The sequence below is a fragment of the Blastococcus sp. TF02A-30 genome, from assembly GCF_003319185.1.
Lineage (GTDB): Bacteria > Actinomycetota > Actinomycetes > Mycobacteriales > Geodermatophilaceae > Blastococcus.
Map to the genome: position 1 here is coordinate 639,491 of NZ_QOHJ01000001.1, position 18,415 is coordinate 657,905.

The 18,415-nt window shown below is 75.3% G+C and carries 20 protein-coding genes; 14 read left to right on the top strand and 6 right to left on the bottom strand.

Going from position 1 to position 18,415, the window contains the following annotated elements:
• Positions 1-74: 74 nt before the first annotated feature.
• Positions 75-1,451, bottom strand: a complete 1,377-nt coding sequence (gene nhaA, locus DQ241_RS03045) for a Na+/H+ antiporter NhaA (protein WP_113828641.1) — start codon at positions 1,449-1,451, stop codon at positions 75-77.
• A 64-nt stretch (positions 1,452-1,515) separates the two neighbouring features.
• Positions 1,516-2,364, bottom strand: a complete 849-nt coding sequence (locus DQ241_RS03050) for an aminotransferase class IV (protein WP_113828642.1) — start codon at positions 2,362-2,364, stop codon at positions 1,516-1,518.
• Between the two features lie 39 nt (positions 2,365-2,403).
• Here DQ241_RS03050 and DQ241_RS03055 point away from each other — a divergent pair, with 39 nt between their 5' ends.
• The 8 genes from DQ241_RS03055 to DQ241_RS03090 all read left to right on the top strand — a co-directional run bounded on the left by DQ241_RS03055 (position 2,404) and on the right by DQ241_RS03090 (position 8,245).
• A complete protein-coding gene (locus tag DQ241_RS03055; protein WP_113828643.1) occupies positions 2,404-2,874 on the top strand; it encodes a Fur family transcriptional regulator in 471 nt (156 codons plus the stop codon).
• The gene (locus DQ241_RS03060) at positions 2,871-3,959 is read left to right on the top strand and encodes a folate-binding protein YgfZ (RefSeq protein WP_113828644.1); all 1,089 of its coding nucleotides are present in this window, start codon (positions 2,871-2,873) and stop codon (positions 3,957-3,959) included. The genes DQ241_RS03055 and DQ241_RS03060 overlap by 4 nt, the downstream gene beginning before the upstream one ends.
• Positions 3,956-4,792: a 3-keto-5-aminohexanoate cleavage protein gene (locus DQ241_RS03065; RefSeq protein ID WP_113828645.1), complete on the top strand. Its 837-nt coding sequence runs from the start codon at positions 3,956-3,958 to the stop codon at positions 4,790-4,792. The genes DQ241_RS03060 and DQ241_RS03065 overlap by 4 nt, the downstream gene beginning before the upstream one ends.
• The gene (locus DQ241_RS03070; protein WP_113828646.1) at positions 4,789-5,346 is read left to right on the top strand and encodes an aerial mycelium formation protein; all 558 of its coding nucleotides are present in this window, start codon (positions 4,789-4,791) and stop codon (positions 5,344-5,346) included. The genes DQ241_RS03065 and DQ241_RS03070 overlap by 4 nt, the downstream gene beginning before the upstream one ends.
• Complete coding sequence (locus tag DQ241_RS03075) at positions 5,343-6,374, top strand: asparaginase (RefSeq protein ID WP_113828647.1); 1,032 nt, start codon at positions 5,343-5,345, stop codon at positions 6,372-6,374. Before DQ241_RS03070 ends, DQ241_RS03075 begins: the two co-directional genes overlap by 4 nt.
• 87 nt (positions 6,375-6,461) lie before the next feature.
• Positions 6,462-7,004: a helix-turn-helix domain-containing protein gene (locus DQ241_RS03080; RefSeq protein ID WP_113828648.1), complete on the top strand. Its 543-nt coding sequence runs from the start codon at positions 6,462-6,464 to the stop codon at positions 7,002-7,004.
• Positions 7,001-7,816 carry a hypothetical protein gene (locus tag DQ241_RS03085; protein ID WP_113828649.1) on the top strand — a complete coding sequence of 272 codons (816 nt, stop codon included), beginning with the start codon at positions 7,001-7,003 and terminating at the stop codon, positions 7,814-7,816. The genes DQ241_RS03080 and DQ241_RS03085 overlap by 4 nt, the downstream gene beginning before the upstream one ends.
• A 141-nt stretch (positions 7,817-7,957) precedes the next feature.
• Positions 7,958-8,245, top strand: coding sequence for a DUF2516 family protein (locus DQ241_RS03090; RefSeq protein WP_113828650.1), 288 nt, complete (start codon positions 7,958-7,960; stop codon positions 8,243-8,245).
• A 54-nt stretch (positions 8,246-8,299) separates the two neighbouring features.
• Here DQ241_RS03090 and DQ241_RS03095 read toward each other — a convergent pair whose 3' ends face one another.
• Together DQ241_RS03095 and DQ241_RS03100 are read right to left on the bottom strand one after the other, a co-directional pair.
• A complete protein-coding gene (locus DQ241_RS03095; protein ID WP_113828651.1) occupies positions 8,300-9,136 on the bottom strand; it encodes a spermidine synthase in 837 nt (278 codons plus the stop codon).
• A gap of 43 nt (positions 9,137-9,179) precedes the next feature.
• A complete protein-coding gene (locus DQ241_RS03100) occupies positions 9,180-10,049 on the bottom strand; it encodes a class I SAM-dependent methyltransferase (protein ID WP_199584018.1) in 870 nt (289 codons plus the stop codon).
• 34 nt (positions 10,050-10,083) lie between these two features.
• On the opposite strand from DQ241_RS03100, the gene DQ241_RS03105 reads away from it, so the two are divergent.
• The gene (locus DQ241_RS03105; RefSeq protein WP_113828652.1) at positions 10,084-11,094 is read left to right on the top strand and encodes a UDP-N-acetylmuramate dehydrogenase; all 1,011 of its coding nucleotides are present in this window, start codon (positions 10,084-10,086) and stop codon (positions 11,092-11,094) included.
• 13 nt (positions 11,095-11,107) lie between these two features.
• On the opposite strand, the gene DQ241_RS03110 is transcribed toward DQ241_RS03105, so the two are convergent.
• The gene (locus tag DQ241_RS03110) at positions 11,108-11,890 is read right to left on the bottom strand and encodes an SDR family oxidoreductase (RefSeq protein ID WP_113828653.1); all 783 of its coding nucleotides are present in this window, start codon (positions 11,888-11,890) and stop codon (positions 11,108-11,110) included.
• 90 nt (positions 11,891-11,980) lie between these two features.
• Between DQ241_RS03110 and mshA the strand changes: the two genes are divergently transcribed.
• From mshA to DQ241_RS03135, 5 genes are all read left to right on the top strand, one after another.
• Positions 11,981-13,309 (top strand): D-inositol-3-phosphate glycosyltransferase, encoded by a 1,329-nt coding sequence (gene mshA, locus DQ241_RS03115; RefSeq protein ID WP_233492172.1) that lies wholly within the window; start codon positions 11,981-11,983, stop codon positions 13,307-13,309.
• Entirely contained in the window at positions 13,306-13,830 is a 525-nt protein-coding gene (locus DQ241_RS03120) for a YbjN domain-containing protein (protein ID WP_113828654.1), read from the top strand. The genes mshA and DQ241_RS03120 overlap by 4 nt, the downstream gene beginning before the upstream one ends.
• Positions 13,827-15,425 (top strand): MFS transporter, encoded by a 1,599-nt coding sequence (locus DQ241_RS03125; RefSeq protein WP_199584019.1) that lies wholly within the window; start codon positions 13,827-13,829, stop codon positions 15,423-15,425. The genes DQ241_RS03120 and DQ241_RS03125 overlap by 4 nt, the downstream gene beginning before the upstream one ends.
• 91 nt (positions 15,426-15,516) lie before the next feature.
• Positions 15,517-16,806 (top strand): aminotransferase class I/II-fold pyridoxal phosphate-dependent enzyme, encoded by a 1,290-nt coding sequence (locus DQ241_RS03130; RefSeq protein ID WP_158545864.1) that lies wholly within the window; start codon positions 15,517-15,519, stop codon positions 16,804-16,806.
• Positions 16,807-16,820: 14 nt separating this feature from the next.
• Positions 16,821-17,576 carry a phosphoglyceromutase gene (locus DQ241_RS03135; RefSeq protein ID WP_113828655.1) on the top strand — a complete coding sequence of 252 codons (756 nt, stop codon included), beginning with the start codon at positions 16,821-16,823 and terminating at the stop codon, positions 17,574-17,576.
• On the opposite strand, the gene phoU is transcribed toward DQ241_RS03135, so the two are convergent.
• A complete protein-coding gene (phoU, locus tag DQ241_RS03140) occupies positions 17,577-18,236 on the bottom strand; it encodes a phosphate signaling complex protein PhoU (RefSeq protein ID WP_113828656.1) in 660 nt (219 codons plus the stop codon).
• Positions 18,237-18,415: the final 179 nt, after the last annotated feature.

The following is an 18,415-nucleotide window of genomic DNA, read 5'->3' on the forward strand; positions in this document are numbered from 1 at the left end:
AAAGTTACGGACCACCTCCTCTCTCGTGTACGACGACGGTACGTCGATCCGGAGCGGGTCGGCAACGCAGATTTTCAGCCGTCAGCGGACGGCCCGACCGTGCGTCCCGGCGGCGGCGCGCCCCGCCAGTCGGGGTCGTGCGCGGCGCGGTCGTCGACGGTGTCCCAGGCGTCCGGGATGCCGTCGCGGTCGACGTCGGAGGTCTCCTCGAGGGCCATCTGCCGGTAGACCCGGTTGCGCAGCCGCAGGACCACCGTCGCCAGCGCGGCGGCCAGGAGGGTGCCGGCCAGGATGCCGACCTTCGCGTGCTCGTAGCTCTCGCTCTCGGCCCCGTAGGCGAGCTCGGTGATCAGCAGCGAGACGGTGAAGCCGATGCCGCCGAGGAGCGCCAGCCCGACGACATCGGCCCACCCCAGGTTCTCGTCGAGCTCGGCCCGCGTGAACCGGGAGACGAGGTACGTGGCCGCGGTGATGCCGATCGCCTTGCCGGCCACGAGGCCGACGATGATCCCGATGGCGATGCTGTCGCCCAGGGACGCGCCGAGGCCGGACAGACCGCCGACGGCGACGCCGGCGGAGAAGAAGGCGAACACCGGGACGGCGACGCCGGCCGACAGCGGCCGCAGCCGGTGCTCGAAGTGCTCGGCCAGGCCCGGCCCGGCGTCCGGCCCGCCGGCGGCCTCGCTGCGCGCCACCGGCACGGTGAAGGCCAGGAGCACGCCCGCGACCGTCGCGTGCACGCCGGACTCGTGCATGAGCACCCAGGTGACCGCCGCGAGCGGGAGCAGCAGCCACCACGAGCGGACCCGCTTCTGCACCAGGAACCCGAACACCGCCAGGGGCACCAGCGAGAGCAGCAGGTGCACCGGGGAGAGGTCGGACGTGTAGAAGATCGCGATCACGACGATGGCCAGCAGGTCGTCGACCACGGCCAGGGTGAGCAGGAACGTCCGCAGCGCGCTCGGCAGGTGGGTGCTGATCACCGCGAGGACGGCGAGGGCGAAGGCGATGTCGGTGGCCGACGGGATGGCCCACCCGCGCAGTGCGCCGTCGGCGCCGCCGAGGTTGAACAGCACGAAGAGCAGGGCCGGGACGGCCATGCCGCCGATCGCCGCGGCGACCGGCAGCGCGGCGCGGCGCGGATCGCGGAGGTCGCCGGCGACGAACTCCCGCTTCAGCTCCAGACCGGCGACGAAGAAGAAGATCGCGAGCAGCCCGTCGGCCGCCCAGGTGCCCAGCGTCAGGTCCAGGTGCAGCGACGCCGGCCCCACGCGGGTGTCGCGCAGCGTCTCGTAGGCCTCGCCCCAGGGGGAGTTGGCCCAGACCAGGGCGACCAGCGCAGCGACGAGGAGGAGCGCGCCGCCCACCGTCTCGCGCCGGAGCACGGAGGCGATCCGGCTGGCCTCGGTCCACGAGCCGCGGCCGAGGAGGCGGGGGGAGGCATTGGTCACGGGGCGGCTCCAGGGGTCGGCGGATCGACTGCCGACCAGACTTCCCGGCGCACCTCCGCCCAGGTTACCGGGCGAGCAGCTCCTGCACCCGGGCGGTGAGCCCGCCGTCGCCACGGACCCGGCCGTCGAGGGTGTGCACCGCGGCGGCGCCGCGGACCCCCGACACCAGCCAGACGGCGTCGGCGGCGTGCAGGTCGTCGACGGTCCCGGGGGTGACCGCCGTCGGCCACCCGTCGGCCTGCGCACGGGCGAACAGCCGGGCCTGCGTGGTGCCGGGCAGGATCCCGGTCTCCACCGGCGGGGTGTGCAGCGTGCCGCCGGCCGCCCACACGACCGTCGACGTCGGGCCCTCGAGCACCCGGCCCTCCAGCGAGGTGAAGACGACGTCGTCGGCGCCGAGGCGGTGCGCGTGCCGGTAGGCGGCCATGTTGACGGCGTAGGAGAGCGTCTTCGCGCCGCCCAGCAACCAGGGGGCGGTGGCGCGGAAGTCCGCCGGCACACCCAGCGACAGGCTGACCGCGCTGACGCCGGTCTGCCGCTGCCGGAGCGTCTCCGCGGGAACGGGGGCGAGCAGGGCGACCGCGGTCGGGGGCTCCCCCTCGCCGAGCCCCCGGGTGAGGAGCAGGCGGACGACGCCCTCGGTCCCGGCGTCCCAGCTCGCGAGCACCGCGTCCAGCAGCGCCCGCCAGACCGGCTCGCCGGGATCGGCCAGGTCGAGCAGCCCGGCCGAGCGGGACAGCCGGGCCAGGTGCGGAGCCAGGTGGGGGGTGCCGCCGTCGAGCACCGCCACGGACTCGAAGACGCCGTCGCCGCGGACCAGGCCCTGGTCGAAGGCGCTCAGCACGGGCTCGAGAGGGGAGACGCGGGCCGCGGCGCCGTCGCGCCACACGGCCACCGCACGCAGTTCGCTCACGCCGGTCAGCCTGCCGCACGCCCGGAATAGGCTGCTCCCGTGGGTTCCGAGCATGGAGAGGACGCCGCCGCGCCGCTGGCCGAGCGGCTGCGGGCGCGCGGGCTGCGCCTGACCCCCCAGCGCCGGCGGGTGCTGGAGGCCGTGATGGCCCTGGAGCACGCCACGCCGGAGGTCATCGGCGCCCGGTTGCGCGAGGAGGCCGGGCCGGACGGCGCCGCGCCCGACACCTCGACGGTCTACCGGACGCTGGAGCTGCTGGACCGGCTCGGCCTGGTGTGGCACACCCACCTGGGCAAGGGGGCGCCGGTGTACCACGCCGCCGAGCACCCGCACCTGCACGTCGTCTGCGCCTCGTGCGGGGAGATCGCCTCGGCCGCTCCCGACCTGCTCGACGCGGCCGCGGAACGTCTCGCCGCCGATCTGGGTTTCACCGTGGACGTGGGCCACGTGGCGCTGTCCGGGACGTGCCGCGCCTGCCGCGAACGAACCGGATCGGAGCACCCGTCATGACCTCACCCCTGCTGTCCCGCCCCGGCGCCGTCGCCGTCGAGGGCGGCGTGGTCGCCGCTCATTACGGCGACCCGCTGCCCGAGCAGCGGCTGCTGGCCGAGCGCGCGGGCCTGGTCGACCGCGGCGACCGCGACGTGCTCGTGGTCCCCGGCGCCGACCGGCTCGGCTGGCTGCACACCATCACCAGCCAGCACCTGGAGCGGCTGGGCGACGCGACCGGCAGCGAGGCCCTGGTGCTGTCGCCGAACGGGCACGTGGAGCACCACCTGGTCCTCGCCGAGCTCGCCGGCACGACGTGGATCGACGTCGAGCCGGGCACGGGCGCGGGGCTGCTGACCTACCTGGAGCGGATGCGCTTCATGCTCCGCGTCGAGCCGCAGCTCGTCACCGACGGCTGGGCGGTGCTGTCGCTGGTCGGGCCCGAGGCCGCCGGCGTCCTCGCCGCCGCGGACCTGCCCGCCCCGGATGCCCCGTACGCCGTCGCACCGCTGGAGACGGGCTTCGTCCGCCGGATGCCGGCGATCGGCGACGGCGCCCCGGTGTTCGACCTCGTCGTCCCGCGCGACCAGGTCGGTGCGGTGGCCGACCGCCTCGGCGCGCGGTTGGCCGGCGTGCAGGCGTACGACGCGCTGCGGGTGGAGGCCCGGCGTCCGCGGCTCGGCGTCGACAGCGACCACCGCACCATCCCCAACGAGCTGGAGTGGCTCACCACCGCCGTGCACCTGGACAAGGGGTGCTACCGCGGTCAGGAGACGGTGGCGCGGGTGCACAACCTGGGCCGCCCGCCGCGCCGGCTGGTGCTCCTGCACCTGGACGGCCTGAGCGAGGAGCTGCCCGCTCCCGGCACGCCGGTGCTGGCCGGCACCCGCGAGGTGGGCCGGGTGGGCACGGTGGTCCGGCACCACGAGCTCGGCGCGGTGGCGCTGGCGCTGGTCAAGCAGTCGGTCGCGATGGACGCGGAGCTGAAGGTGGCCGAGGCGGTGGCTGCGATCGATCCCGACGACGCGCCCGCCGGGCCCGACGACACGGTGGCGGCCGCCCGTGAGCGGGTGAAGGCGGTCCGGTCTGCGACGATCGGGCGGTGACGTCCGGCACTCTCCTCACGGTCGCCCCCACGGGGGCCGAATCGGCGAAGGCCGACGTACCGGCGCTGCCGGTGACCGTGGAGGAGGTCGTGGCGACGGCGCGGGACTGCCGGGCGCTGGGTGCCGCGGTGATCCACCTGCACGTGCGCGGCACCGACACGCGCCCGACGCTCGACCTGCCGCGGGTGCGCGAGGTCGTCGCAGCGGTGCGCGAGACCACCGATCTCGTCGTCCAGCTCTCCACCGGCGGGGCGGTGACCGACCCCTTCGACGCCCGGCTGGCCGTCCTGGACGCCGAGCCGGACGCCGCCTCGCTCTCGCTGGGCACGGTGAACTTCGGCGACGACGTCTTCTCGAACCCGTGGGGGCTGATCGTCGAGCTGCACACCCGGATGCAGGAGCGCGGCATCGTGCCCGAGTACGAGGTGTTCGACCTCGGCCAGCTGGCCACGCTGAAGCGGCTGCTCGACCGGTACGGCCCGCCGCACGGCGGGCACGTGCACGTCGACCTGGTCATGGGCGTGCCGGGCGGCATGCCGGGGACGGCGCAGGCGCTCACCGCCTGCCTGCCCTTCCTGCCCGCCGGCGCCACGTTCGCGGCGACCGGGGTGGGCCGGACCTCGCTGCCGGTGATGCTGGCGGCGCTGTCGGCCGGTGGTCACCTGCGGGTGGGCATGGAGGACACGCTGACCTACGCTCCCGGCGAGCCGGTGCGCGACAACGCCCAGCTGGTCGCCCGCGCCGCCGGGCTGGCCCGCATCGCCCAGCGCCCGCCGATGAGCACCGACGACGCCCGAAGCATGTTGGGGATCAAGCCGATGGAGAACTCATGAGCCCGAAGCCGACCCCCGCCGGTGGCGCCGCCGTCGACGCGCTGCTCGACCCGGCCTTCCTGACCGAGGCGACGAACCGGCCGATGGCCGACGTGCGGCGGCTGCGCCGCCAGGCCGAGCAGGAGGAGGTCAACCTCTCCTACACCCGGCGGCTGCTGCAGGGCCGGCTGGACATCGTGCGCCGCGAGCTGCAGCGGCGGGCCGAGCACGACGGTCGCTCGCTGGTCGACCTGCTGCCCGAGATCCTGTCGGAGAAGGGCCGCGGCCCCGCCCACGGCCTGGGCCGGCACCAGACGGTGCAGCCGGCCAACCCCGACGAGTACGAGTCGTGGGTGACCTCGCTGACGCCGGGCGTCGACCTCTCGGCGATCACCGAGCTCACCGACGCCAAGCTGGAGAAGGCCGCCAAGGCGCTGGCCGAGGCGGAGAGCGGGCTGTCGGAGCGGCGCCGCGGGGTGCAGCAGGTGATGGACGGCCTCGCAGCCGAGCTCGGCCGGCGCTACCGCGACGGCGAGGCCGACGTCGCCGCCCTGCTCGCCGACGAAGGCCGATGACGGACCCTGCTGCCCCCCACGCCTCGCAGGCTCGGCGCGGGGGGCTGCAGCAGGGCCGTTCCAGCACCGTCCCGTCGCCGGTCCTGGTCGAGGTCGAGCGGTCGGGGTTCCTCGAGTCGGTGCACCGCGGGTCGCTGGTCGTCCTGGACGCCGCCGGCGCCGTCACGTTCGCCGCGGGGGCGGTCGACCGGCCGGTCCTGCCGCGGTCGTCGAACAAGCCCGTGCAGGCCACGGCGTTGCTCGCCGCCGGGTGGACGCCGCGGTCCGCTGACGAGCTGGCCATCGCCGCCGGCTCGCACGGCGGCGAGGACGGCCACCGGGACCTGGCGGCGGGGATCCTCGCCGCCGCGGGGCTGACGCCCGACGACCTGGGCTGCCCACCGGCGCTGCCGCAGCACGAGCCGACCCGCGCCGCCTGGCTGGTCGAGGGACGGGCGCCGGAGCGGCTGGCGATGAACTGCTCGGGCAAGCACGCGGGGATGCTCGCGGCCTGCGTGGCCGCCGGCTACCCGACCCGGGGCTACCTCGAGCGGGCGCACCCGCTGCAGCAGGCGATCGAGGCCCGGCTGGGCGAGGCGGCCGGAGAGCCGGTGAGCGCCGTCGTCGTCGACGGGTGCGGCGCCCCGCAGCACGCCCTGTCGCTCACCGGTCTGGCGCGGGGCGTCCTGTCGCTGGTGCACGCCCCGGAGGGATCGCCCGACCGCGCGGTGGCCGACGCGATGCGCGCCCACCCCTGGTCGGTGGCGGGGACCGGCCGCGAGGACACCGAGCTCATGCGCGCCGTCCCGGGCCTGCTGGTCAAGGGCGGCGCGGACGGGGTGCACGTCGCCGCCGTCCCCGGCGCCGGTGCGGTGGCCCTCAAGCTCGACGACGGCGGGGACCGCGGTCGCGGGCCCGCGCTCTCGGCGGGGTTGCGCCGGCTGGGCGTGGACGCCGAAGCCCTCGCACCGTGGTTGCAGACGCCGGTGACCGGGGGCGACGGGGTGGTGGGCGCCGCCCGGGCGTCAGGAGCGCTGCAAACCCTCTGACCTCGGCCTTTCCGTGTGACGGTCTTCACCGCCCGGTGCTAGCTGCACCGCTTGCAGTTGCTAGCACCCGGGGCTACCGTCGGAGACGTGCAGACACCAGGTGAGTTCGTCCGCGAGCAGGTGAGCACGGTCCGCTCGACGGTGGACCGCGTCGCCGGCAGCGTGGCGGGCTCGGTCGCCGGGTCGGTCGCGGGTGCGAAGAGCGCCTCGGCCACCAACGTCTCGGCGGTCAGCTCGCAGGTCGGCGAGTTCATCCGCGAGCAGCGCAACGCCGCCCAGGTGTCCCTGCGTGAGCTGGCCCGCAGCGCCGGCGTCAGCAACCCCTACCTGTCCCAGGTGGAGCGGGGCCTCCGCAAGCCGTCAGCGGAGATCCTCGCGTCGATCGCCCGGGGCCTGAAGATCTCGGCCGAGACGCTCTACGAGCAGGCGGGGATCCTCGACCGGCGGTCCGGGAACCCGGACACCGTGGCGGCGATCCGCTCGGACGAGGCGTTGTCCGAGCGGCACAGGGCCGTGCTCCTGGAGCTCTACGAGACCTACGTCCGCGAGCACCGCGCCAGCACGGCCTCCGAGGCCACTTCCCAGGCCGCGTCCGAGCAGTCCCCCCACCCTTCGAAGGAGTCGGCATGACCCCCACCCAGACCGTGAAGCAGTACGGCGAGCTCGCCGTGGCCCAGGGCCGCACGATCGCCGAGCACGCCCGCACCCCGATCCTGGCCCTCGTCGGCGCCGGTGACCTGGCCGTCGAGCGCGCCCGCACCGCCGTGGCGCAGTTCCGCAGCACCGCCGAGGCGCTGCCGGGCGAGGCGCAGGTGCAGGCCGACCTCGCGGTGAAGGAGGCCCGGACCCGGGCCACCGAGGCCGCCGAGACCGCGCGTGCCCGGGCCAACGAGGCCGCCGGCTCCGCTCGCAGCACCGCCCAGCAGCTGGCCGAGGCCGTGCGTCCGGACGCCCTGCGCAGCACCGTCGTCGGGCTGGTCGAGACCGCCCGCACCCAGGCCGTCGCGACCGTCGAGACGCTGGCCGGGCGCGGTGCCGAGGTCGTCGAGGACCTGCGCCGGCAGCCGGCCTTCCGCCGGGTCGTCCGTCGCGCCGAGCGGGCCGTCGACGCCGTCGAGGACCGTCTCGAGGACGTGCTGGAGGAGACCGCCGAGGCGGTGACCGAGGCCTCCAACGAGGTCACCTCGATCGCGCAGAAGACCGCCGCCAAGGCGAGCAAGGTCGCGGCCAAGGCCGAGGAGAAGGTCGAGGATGCCGCCGACACCGCGAAGGCCGACCTCGAGGCCGCCGAGACGCCGAAGGCCGCCAAGAAGGCCCCGGCCAAGAAGAGCAGCCCGGCTGCCAAGAAGGCCCCGGCCAAGTCGACCTCGGCGCGCGTGTCCCGCGCCCGCGCGGCCAAGCCGAGCGACCCGACCGCGGTGCCGGCCAAGCGCGACAGCTGACACCGCCCGCCGGCGCACGCCGGCGGACGCACGGACCAGGGCCCCGGAGCTGCGAGCAGCGCTCCGGGGCCCTGTGCCGTCCCTGCCCCGAACGGGTCGGCGGGCCGGGCCCCGCGGTCGGGCGCGGGTACCCTCGCCGCCATGGCGGAGTTCGACGGTCTGGTCTACAGCCTCCTGTACTGGGCAGCGCAGGCCCTGACGGTCTGGGCCTTCGTCGACGCGCTGATCCGGCCGGCCGCCGGGTACGTGGCCGCCGGGAAGCTGACCAAGCCCGGCTGGGCCGCCATCACCGGTCTGGCCGCGGTGGTCATCTTCGTGACGCAGATGCCGCTGTCGCTGCTCGGTCTGCCGGCGGTGATCGCCGCGGTGGTCTACCTGGTCGACGTGCGGCCGGCGGTGCGGGGGCTGCGCCGCGGCAACAGCTGGTGAGCCGAGCACGCCTTCCATGCAGCCGGCCGCCGTCCGCCAACCAGGCGGTACGCGTCAGCTGAAGACGCCGGCCGGCGGTTCCGGCGAGGGCTCGGCCTCGGCGTCGTGCACCGGCTGGGCGCGGCCGACGAAGCGGTCGAGGTCCTCGCCCTCGACGACCCGCGACGGCATCGGGTCCCGGGCGCAGGCGCGGGTCAGCTCTGCGATCGGCAGCTCGGCGTCCGAGGCGACGGCGACGAGGTTGCCGAAGCGGCGACCGCGCAGGGTGCCGGGCTCGGCCAGCAGGCAGACGTGCCGGAACGCGGTGCGCAGGGTGGCGACCTGGCCGCGGGCGAAGCGCAGCGGCGGTCCGTCGGCGACGTTGGCGGCGTAGACGCCGCCGGCCCGCAGCACCCGGGCCACGTCCGCCGCGAACTCGACGGTGGTGAGGTGGGCGGGGGTGCGGGCGCCGGCGAAGACGTCGGTGAGGACGACGTCGGCGCTGTCATCCCGCAGCGTGCCGAGGGCGTCGCGGGCGTCGCCGGCCCGCACGCGGACGCGGGCGTCGCGGGGGAGCGGCAGGTGCTCGCGGACCAGATCGGTGAGCGGCTGGTCGATCTCCACGACCCGCTGGCGGGAGCCGGGGCGGGTGGTGGCGACGTAGCGCGGCAGCGTGAGGGCGCCCCCGCCGAGGTGGACGACGTCGAGGGGTGCCCCGGGGGCGGCCGCCAGGTCGAGGACGTGCCCCATCCGGCGGACGTACTCGAACTCCAGGTGCGCGGGGTCGTCGAGGTCGACGTGCGACTGCGGGGTCCCGTTGAGCATCAGGATCCACGCGCCGTCCCGATCGGCGTCGCCCAGGAGCTCGGCGGTGCCGCCGGTGACGGCGGTCGGTCCTGGGGGGATCCTCATCGCCGTCCATCGTGCCAGGTGACGGCGGGCCGGCCGCCGCTCGTCAGGCCGGGGCGACCGCCGACCAGCGCACCGTGACCTCGCCGTGCCGCCACCGGCGGCTCGACCCGACCAGCGGCCAGCCCTGCTCGGCCAGCGCCTCCACGGCCGCCACCCACCGCTGGCGGGGGCCGAAGGCCGACATGCCGGCCGCCGCCGCCCACGTCGCGTCGAACGCCCGCAGGAAGTCGTGCACCGGCTGCCCCGGCACGTTGTGGTGGATCAGCGCCTTGGGCAGCCGCTCGGCCAGGTCCGACGGTGTGCTGATGTCGGTGACCCGCACCGAGAGCGTCAGCGTGAGGGGCCCGTCCTCGTCGAGCGCCACCCACGCCGACCGGCGGCCCCACTCGTCGCAGGTGCCCTCCACGATCAGGCCGCCCGGGGCCAGGGCGCCGCGCATGGTGTCCCACGCCCGTGCGGCGGACTCCTCGTCGTACTGGCGCAGCACGTTGAAGGCCCGCACCAGCACCGGCTGCAGGCCGGCGAGCTCGAAGCCGCCCACGCGGAAGTCCACCCGCGGTGGATCGCGGTCCTCGGCGACGGCGGCCACGCGGGCCGGGTCGATCTCCAGGCCGACGACCTCGAGCCCGTCGACCTCCGGGCCGAGCCGCTCGACCAGCTCCAGCGTGGTGACCGCGGACGCGCCGTAGCCGAGGTCCACCACCAGCGGACGGGCAGAGTCGCGCAGCCGGGGCACCTGCGTGGCGAGCAGCCAGCGGTCCACGCGGCGCAGCCGGTTGGCGTTCGTCGTGCCGCGCGTGGGGAGCCCGAGCGCGCGCGCCCGACCGGCGGCCAGGCGCGGCGCCTTCTTCGCGCGACCCGGCTGAGGGGACAGCGAGGCCCGCCGCTTGTGGTCGCCGCTCGCCTCGCTCACCGGTGTGGAGGGTAGTCCCGGCTACCGTCGGTGCGTGCACGTGCGATCCGACGTCCCTCTGGCCGGCCTCACCACGCTGGGTGTCGGGGGTCCGGCGGAGCGGCTGGTCGAGGTGACGACGGCCGACGAGCTGGTGGCCGCGGTGCGCGACGCCGACGAGGCCGGCCGGCCGTTGCTCCTGCTGGGCGGCGGCTCCAACGTCATCGCCCCCGACGAGGGCTGGCCCGGCGACGTCGTCCTGGTGCGGTCCACCGGGATCGACCGCGACGGTTCGGTGCTCACCGTGCAGGCCGGGCACGACTGGGACGAGCTGGTCGCGCACACCGTCGCCGAGGGGCTGGCCGGGATCGAGGCGCTGTCGGGCATCCCCGGCTCCACCGGGGCCACGCCGGTGCAGAACGTCGGTGCGTACGGGCAGGAGGTCGCGCAGACCATCACCGCCGTCCGCGTGTACGACCGGGCCGAGAAGGTCGACCTCGTGCTCGCACCGGAGGACTGCGGGTTCGCCTACCGCGACAGCCGGCTCAAGCGGGAACCGGGCCGCTACGTCGTCCTGGAGGTCGCGTTCCGGCTGCACCCCGGACCGCTGTCGCGTCCGGTCGGCTACGCGGAGCTGGCCCGGACCCTCGGCGTCGACGTCGGCGCGACCGCGCCGCTGGCCGACGTCCGCGAGGCGGTGCTGGGGCTGCGGCGCGGCAAGGGCATGGTCTGGGACCCGGCCGACCCCGACACCCGCAGCGCCGGCTCGTTCTTCACCAACCCGATCGTCCCGCTCGACCGCGCGGTCGAGGGGTGCCCGAGCTGGCCGGCGGGCGAGGGGCACGTCAAGCTCAGCGCCGCCTGGCTGGTGCAGCACGCCGGCTTCGGCCGCGGCACCCGCGACGGGCGCGTGGGCACCTCGCCGCGGCACAGCCTGGCGCTGACCACGGAACCCGGCGCCACCGCCGCCGAGCTGCTCGCCTTCAGCGACCGGATCGTCGCCACGGTGCGGGAGCGCTTCGGCGTGACCCTCGAGCGAGAGCCGACCGCCGTCCGCCCCTGGTGACGGGCGGGTCCTCCTACTCCCGGTGGACCTTGTGCTGCGCGGCCTGGGCGCGGGGGCGCACGACGAGCAGGTCCACGTTCACGTGGTGCGGCCGGGTCAGCGCCCAGGCGATGCAGTCGGCGACGTCCTCGGCGACGAGCGGCTCGCGCACCCCGCGGTACACCGCCTCCGCGGCCACGGCCGAGCCGAGCCGGTTGGCCGAGAACTCCTCGGTGCGGACCATGCCCGGCGCGATCTCGATCACGCGCACCGGCTCCGCCACGAGCTCCAGCCGCATCGTCTCGGCCAGCGTGTGGACCCCGTGCTTGGCGGCGGTGTAGGACGCCCCGCCCTCGTAGGAGATGAGCCCGGCCGTCGAGCCGACGAACAGCACGTCGCCCGCGCCCGAGGCGATCAGCGCCGGCAGCAGGGCCTTGGTCAGCCGCACGGTCCCGAGCACGTTCACCTCGTAGGTGCGCGCCCACGAGCCCAGGTCCGCCTCGGCCACGGGGAGCGCGTCGAACGCCCCGCCCGCGTTGTTGACCAGCACGTCCACCCGGTGCAGGGCACCGGTGAACGCCTCGACCGACGCCGGGTCGGTGACGTCCAGGGGCAGCGCGCGCCCGCCGATCGACGCGGCCAGCTGCTCCAGCCGGTCCAGCCGGCGGGCACCGAGGACGACGTCGAACCCCTCGGCGGCCAGCCGGGCGGCGGTGGCCGCCCCGATGCCGCTGGAGGCCCCGGTGACGACGGCGGTGCGGCCGGTCCCCGGCAGCGCGCGGTACCCGAGCGGGGGAAGAGGTGAGGCACCTGACATGTGGCCATCCTGCAGCTGATGCAGGATGGAAGACCGACAGGGGTGCGCATCCGCGCCCGATCCGGGAGACCACAGAGCGGGAGGACGCACGTGCCCGCTCGCCGCACCTCCCGCTCCGGCACGCCCCGTCGCGTGGCCACGCTGTCGGTGCACACCAGCCCGCTGGACCAGCCCGGCGCCGGTGACGCCGGCGGGATGAACGTGTACATCGTCGAGACGTCGCGCCGCCTGGCCGAGCGCGGCATCGCCGTCGACGTCTTCACCCGCGCCACCTCCAGCGACCTGCCGCCGGTCGTGGAGATGTCCCCGGGTGTCACCGTCCGGCACGTCAGCGCCGGCCCGTTCGAGGGCCTCGGCAAGGAGGAGCTGCCCGCACAGCTGTGCGCCTTCACCGCCGCCGTGCTGCGCGAGGAGGCCCAGCACGAGCCGGGCTTCTACGACGTCGTCCACTCCCACTACTGGCTCTCCGGCCAGGTCGGGTACCTCGCCCGTGACCGGTGGAGCGTGCCGCTGATCCACACCGCGCACACCCTGGCCAAGGTCAAGAACGAGGCGCTGGCCGCCGGCGACCGGCCCGAGCCCCGCTCCCGGGTCATCGGCGAGGAGCAGGTCGTCGCCGAGGCCGACCGGCTGATCGCGAACACCGACGAGGAGGCCCGCCAGCTTGTCCGCCTGTACGGCGCGGACCCGGCGCGCACGCTCGTCGTCCCCCCGGGCGTGGACCTCGACCGGTTCACCCCCGGCGCCCGCACCGCCGCCCGCCGCGCCACCGGCACCCCCGACGACGCCCTCGTGCTGCTCTTCGTCGGCCGGATCCAGCCGCTCAAGGCGCCCGACGTCCTGCTGCACGCCGCGGCGGAGATGGTCGCCGGCGACCCGGCGCTGCGCGACCGGCTGCGCGTCCACGTCGTCGGCGCGCCCAGCGGCTCCGGCCTCGAGGCGCCCGAGCAGCTGCAGAAGCTGGCCGGCGACCTCGGCATCGCCGACGTCGTCCACTTCTTCCCGCCGCAGCCGCCCGAGCGGCTGGCCGAGCACTACCGGACCGCCGACGTCACCGTCGTGCCCAGCCACAACGAGTCCTTCGGGCTGGTGGCGCTGGAGTCGCAGGCCTGCGGCACCCCCGTGGTGGCCGCCGCCGTGGGCGGGTTGCCGACGGCGGTGCGGCACGGCGTCTCCGGCGTCCTCGTGGCCGGCCACGACCCCGCCGACTACGCCGCCGCGGTGCGCGCCGTCCTGGCCCGCCGCGAGCTGCTCGCCGCCGGGGCGCGCCGGCACGCCGGCCTCTTCTCCTGGGACCGCACCGCCGACGCGCTGGTCGAGGCCTACGCCGCGGCCGCCAGGGACATGGTCGCCGCCCCCGCGCGCCCGGCTCGCGAGCGCCTGCTGCGCCTCCTGCCCGAGATCCAGGTCGCCCGGTGAGCACCATCGAGGAGCTCGACGCCGTCATCGGGCAGACCCTGCGCGAGGGCGAGCTGGTCCACGAGCACCCGCGGCCGGGGACCTGGGTCGTCGACCTGCCGGGCACCAAGAAGCTGAAGACCGTCTGCGGGCTGGTCGTCGGCGAGCACGCGCTCCGGGTGGAGGCCTTCGTCTGCCGCCAGCCCGACGAGAACCGCGAGCAGCTGTGGACGTTCCTGCTGCAGCACAACGCCCGCATGTACGGCGTCGCGTACTCCATCGACAGCGTGGGCGACGTCTACCTCACCGGCCGGCTGCCGCACGCCGCGGTCACGCCCGAGGAGCTCGACCGCATCCTCGGCTCGGTCCTGACCTACGCCGACGACCACTTCAACACCATGCTGGAGATCGGTTTCGGCACCTCGATCCGCCGTGAGTGGGAGTGGCGGGTCAAGCGGGGGGAGTCGCTGCGCAACCTCGAGGCGTTCGCCGCCTTCGCCGACCCCACCCGCCGGCCGGCGGACCGCACGCCCGGGGAGTGACGGCGACGGACACCCAGCAGGCCGCGGACGCCCCTCCCGGCTACGCCCGCCGGTGGTGGGTCCTCGCCACGATGACGGTCTGCCTGCTCGTGGTGATCATGGGCAACACGATCCTCAACGTCGCCCTCCCCACCCTCCAGCGCGAGCTCGACGCCACCCAGGGCGAGCTGCAGTGGGCCGTCGACGCCTACATCCTCGTGTTCGCCGGGCTGCTGTTCTCCTGGGGCGTCATCGGCGACCGGATCGGCCGCCGGCGCGTCCTGCTCATCGGCCTGACCGTCTTCGCCCTGGGCTCGGTGCTCGCCGCCTTCAGCAGCAGCCCCGTCGAGCTCATCGTCTGGCGGGCGGTCATGGGCATCGGCGGCGCCGCCGTGCAGCCGACCACCCTCGCCGTGATCACCAACGTCTTCCCGCCCGGCGAGCGCGGGCGGGCGATCGGCGTCTGGGCCGGTACGGCCGGCATCGCCGTCGCCGGCGGCCCGCTGGCCGGCGGCGCGGTCCTCGAGCACTTCTGGTGGGGCGCGGTGTTCCTCGTCGGCGTCCCGGTCGCCGCCCTCGGCGTCGTCGGCGTCCTCGCCGTCGTGCCCGAGTCGCGCGACCCGCAGCCGGGCAAGCTCGACGTCCCGGGGGTGCTGCTCTCGATCGTCGCGCTCGCGGGGCTTGTCTACGGCATCATCCGCGGCGGCGAGGGCGGGGGCTGGCTGACCCCCGGCGTGCTGGTGCCGCTGCTGGGTGGCGCCGTCCTCATGGTGCTGTTCGTCTGGCTGCAGCGCCGGTCCGAGCACCCGGCGCTCGACGTCGGGCTGTTCCGCAACCCGGCCTTCTCCGCCGCGGCCGCGGCGCTGGGCCTGAACTTCTTCGCGCTGCTCGGCGCGACCTTCTACCTCGTCTACTACCTGCAGGGCGTGCTCGGCTACAGCCCGCTGCAGAGCGGTGCCTCGCTCATCCCCACGGCGGTCGGCATGGCCGTGATGGCGCCGCGCAGCTCCCGGCTGGCCGAGCGGTTCGGCGCCAAGGCCGTCGTGGCCACCGGCTTCGTGCTGATCGGGCTGTCGTTCCTCGGCATCCAGCTCCTCGGCGTCGGCACCGCCGTGTGGCTGGTGCTGGCCGTCCTGCTCGTGCAGGGCCTGGGGATGGGCATGGTCATGGCGCCGTCCACCGAGTCGATCATGTCGGTGGTCCCGCGCGAGAAGGCCGGCGCCGGGGCGGCGGTGAACAACTCGGTGCGGCAGGTGGGCGGTGCGCTGGGCGTCGCCGTCCTCGGGTCGCTGCTGGCCGGCGCCTACGCCTCGGCCCTGGGCCGCACCACCGACGCGCTGCCGGTGGGCGTGCGGGACCAGGCCGAGCAGTCCATCGTGGCCACCCTCGAGGTGGTGCGGCGGCTGCAGGAGTCCGGGGACGCCGAGGCCGCCGAGGCCGCCGCCGGGATCGTCGGACCGGCGCGCGAGGCGTTCGTCCAGGCCATGCACGTCACCGCGATCGGCACCGCCGCGGCCAGCGCGCTCGCCACCGTCGTGGTGCTCCGTTGGCTACCGGGGCGCCGCGATCGGGTGGATCCGACCACGCGGACAGGTGAACGACCAGCAGGCAGTTGACGCTCCGTCACCGAACGCACAGGCTGGCCGGGTCACCGCGCGGGGGAGGGGATCCCCGCCCGGGACGTGCACCCCCGGGGGAGATCCACCTGTGTCCGACGGCCTGACCGCCACCCGTCCCGAGCTGCCCGCAGGCCTGCGCGGCCGGCGCGACCCGTTCGCGCCGCTGCACGAGAACGCGCTCGCCGCCCTGCTGCGGGACCCGCGGCACCCGGGCTCCGCGTCCGCGGCCGTGCCGGTCGGCGGTGCGCCGCTGCCGGTCACCCGCTACGCGGACGGCGTCGAGCGGATCAACCTCGGCACCGGCAACTACCTCGGCCTGGCCGGCGACCCCCGGGTGGCCGAGGCGGCCACCGACGCGCTGCACCGCTACGGCACCAGCACCTCGGGCAGCCGGGTCCTCAACGGCACCAGCCGGCTGCACCTGCAGCTGGAGGAGGAGCTCGCCGACTTCTACGGCACCGAGGCCGCCGTCCTCACCTCCAGCGGGGTCAACGCCAACGTCGCGCTGCTGTCCACCGCCTGCGCGCCCGGTGACGTCCTGCTGGTCGACGCGCACGTGCACGCCAGCCTGCACGCCGCCGCCGCGGCCAGCCGCGGCACCGTGCAGCGGTGGCGGCACAACGACCTCGACGCGCTCGTGGCGCGGCTCGAGGCGCTGGACGAGCGCGCCGGCGCCGTCGTCGTGGTGGACGGCGTCTACTCCATGACCGGCGAGATCGCGCCGCTGGCGGCGATCACCGAGCTGTGCGAGCGCTACGGCGCCCGGCTCGTGGTCGACGAGGCGCACGGCCTGGGGGTGCTGGGCGCCGGCGGCCGCGGAGCCGGCGAGGCCCTGGGCATTGCCGACCGGGTCGACGCCGTCACCATCGCGCTGAGCAAGTCGCTGGCCAGCGTCGGCGGCGCGGTGATGACCACGCGCGCCGCGGCCGACGGCATGCGTGCCTCGGCGATGCCCTACGTCTTCAGCGCCGCGAACGACCCCGCCTCGGTCGGGGCCGCCCTCGCCTCGCTGCGCATCCTGCGCGCCGAGCCGGAGCGGGTCACCCGCCTGCAGGACGGCTGCGCGCTGCTGCGCCAGGTGCTCGCCGACGCCGGTGCCGCGCCGATCAGCGGCGAGGGCGCGGTCGTCGCCGTCCCCACCGGCGCGGACGAGGTGACCGGCCTGGCGTGGAAGACCGCCTTCGCCCAGGGCGTCTACACCAACGCCGTCGCCTACCCCGCCGTGCCGCGCGGCAAGGGCGTGCTGCGCCTCACCGTGATGGCCACGCACACCCCCGCGCAGCTGCGCGAGGCCGGCGAGGTCGTCGCCGCGGCGGTGCACGCGGCCCGCGCGGCCCTGGACCCGCCGGTCCCGGCGCCGCGCGAGGTCGTCGCCTGAGGCAGGATGACCGCGTGACGAACCCCGGGACCCTGGTGCTGCTCCGCCACGGCGAGAGCGAGTGGAACAAGGCCAACCTGTTCACCGGCTGGGTGGACGTGCCGCTCTCGGAGAAGGGCCGGACCGAGGCCGCCCGCGGCGGCCGGCTGCTCGCCGAGCACGGCCTGCTGCCCGACGTCTCGCACACCTCGCTGCTGCGTCGGGCGATCATGACCGCCGAGCTGGCGCTGCACGAGGCCGACCGGCAGTGGATCCCGGTCAAGCGCTCCTGGCGGCTCAACGAGCGGCACTACGGCGCCCTGCAGGGCAAGGACAAGGCCGCCACGCTCGCCGAGTACGGCGAGGAGCAGTTCATGACCTGGCGCCGCTCCTACGACACCCCGCCGCCGCCGATCGAGCCCGGCAGCGAGTTCGCCCAGGACGGCGACGCCCGCTACGCGTTCCTGCCGCCGGAGGCGCGGCCGGCCACCGAGTGCCTGAAGGACGTCGTCGTCCGGATGCTGCCCTACTGGTACGACGCGATCGTCCCCGACCTGCGCGAGGGGAAGACCGTGCTGGTCGCCGCGCACGGCAACAGCCTGCGGGCGCTGGTCAAGCACCTCGACGGCATGGGCGACGACGAGGTGGTCGGGCTCAACATCCCGACCGGCGTCCCGCTGCGCTACGACCTGGACGACGACCTGCGCCCGGTGAAGACTGGCGGCGAGTACCTCGACCCCGACGCCGCGGCCGCCGCCATCGAGGCGGTCAAGAACCAGGGCAAGCGCTGATCAGCCGGCGGTCGTCGTCTCGTAGCGCTCGCCAGTGACCAGGTAGACGACCCGGCGGGCGACGCTGACCGCGTGGTCGGCGAAGCGCTCGTAGTACCGCCCGAGCAGGGTGATGTCGATGGCCGACTCGATGCCGTGCGGCCACGACTCGCTCAGCAGCTGCCGGAACAGGCCGCGGTGGATCCGGTCCATCGCGTCGTCGTCGGTCTCCAGCTCCCGGGCGGCCTCGACGTCGTGCTTGGCGATGACCGTCGCGGTCTTGGTGATCAGCAGCTCCGCCACGTTGCCGGCCTCGAGGAACGCGGGGCGCACCTCCTGCGGCACCGCGTGGTCGGGGAACCGCATGCGGGCCACCTTGGCGATGTGCGCGGCCAGGTCGCCCATCCGCTCCAGGTCGCTGACGATCCGCATGGCCGTGGTGATCGTCCGCAGGTCACCGGCCACCGGCTGCTGCTGGGCGAGCAGGGTGAAGGTGCGCTGCTCGATGCTCTCGCGGGTCGCGTCGATCTGGTCGTCGCCGGCGATGACGAGGTCGGCCAGCGCGACGTCGGCGTCCAGCAGCGCCGTCGTGGCGGTGCTCATCTGCGAGCCCACGGAGTTGGCCATCTCCACCAGGCAGGCGTTGATGTCGTCGAGTTCCTCGTGGTAGCTGTCGCGCACGGTCGTCCTCCTCGCGGGGCGCGGCACCTCGCCGTACCCGGTCCGTCCCGACCCTAGGCGTGAGCCGGGGAGCTCCGGCCGCACCCAGGTGAACGCCGCCCCACGCCCATGTGAACATCCGGCAGCCCGCGTCCCCCGGTCGAGGTGGGAGCCGCGGCGGAGAGGCGTTCCGCACCTAG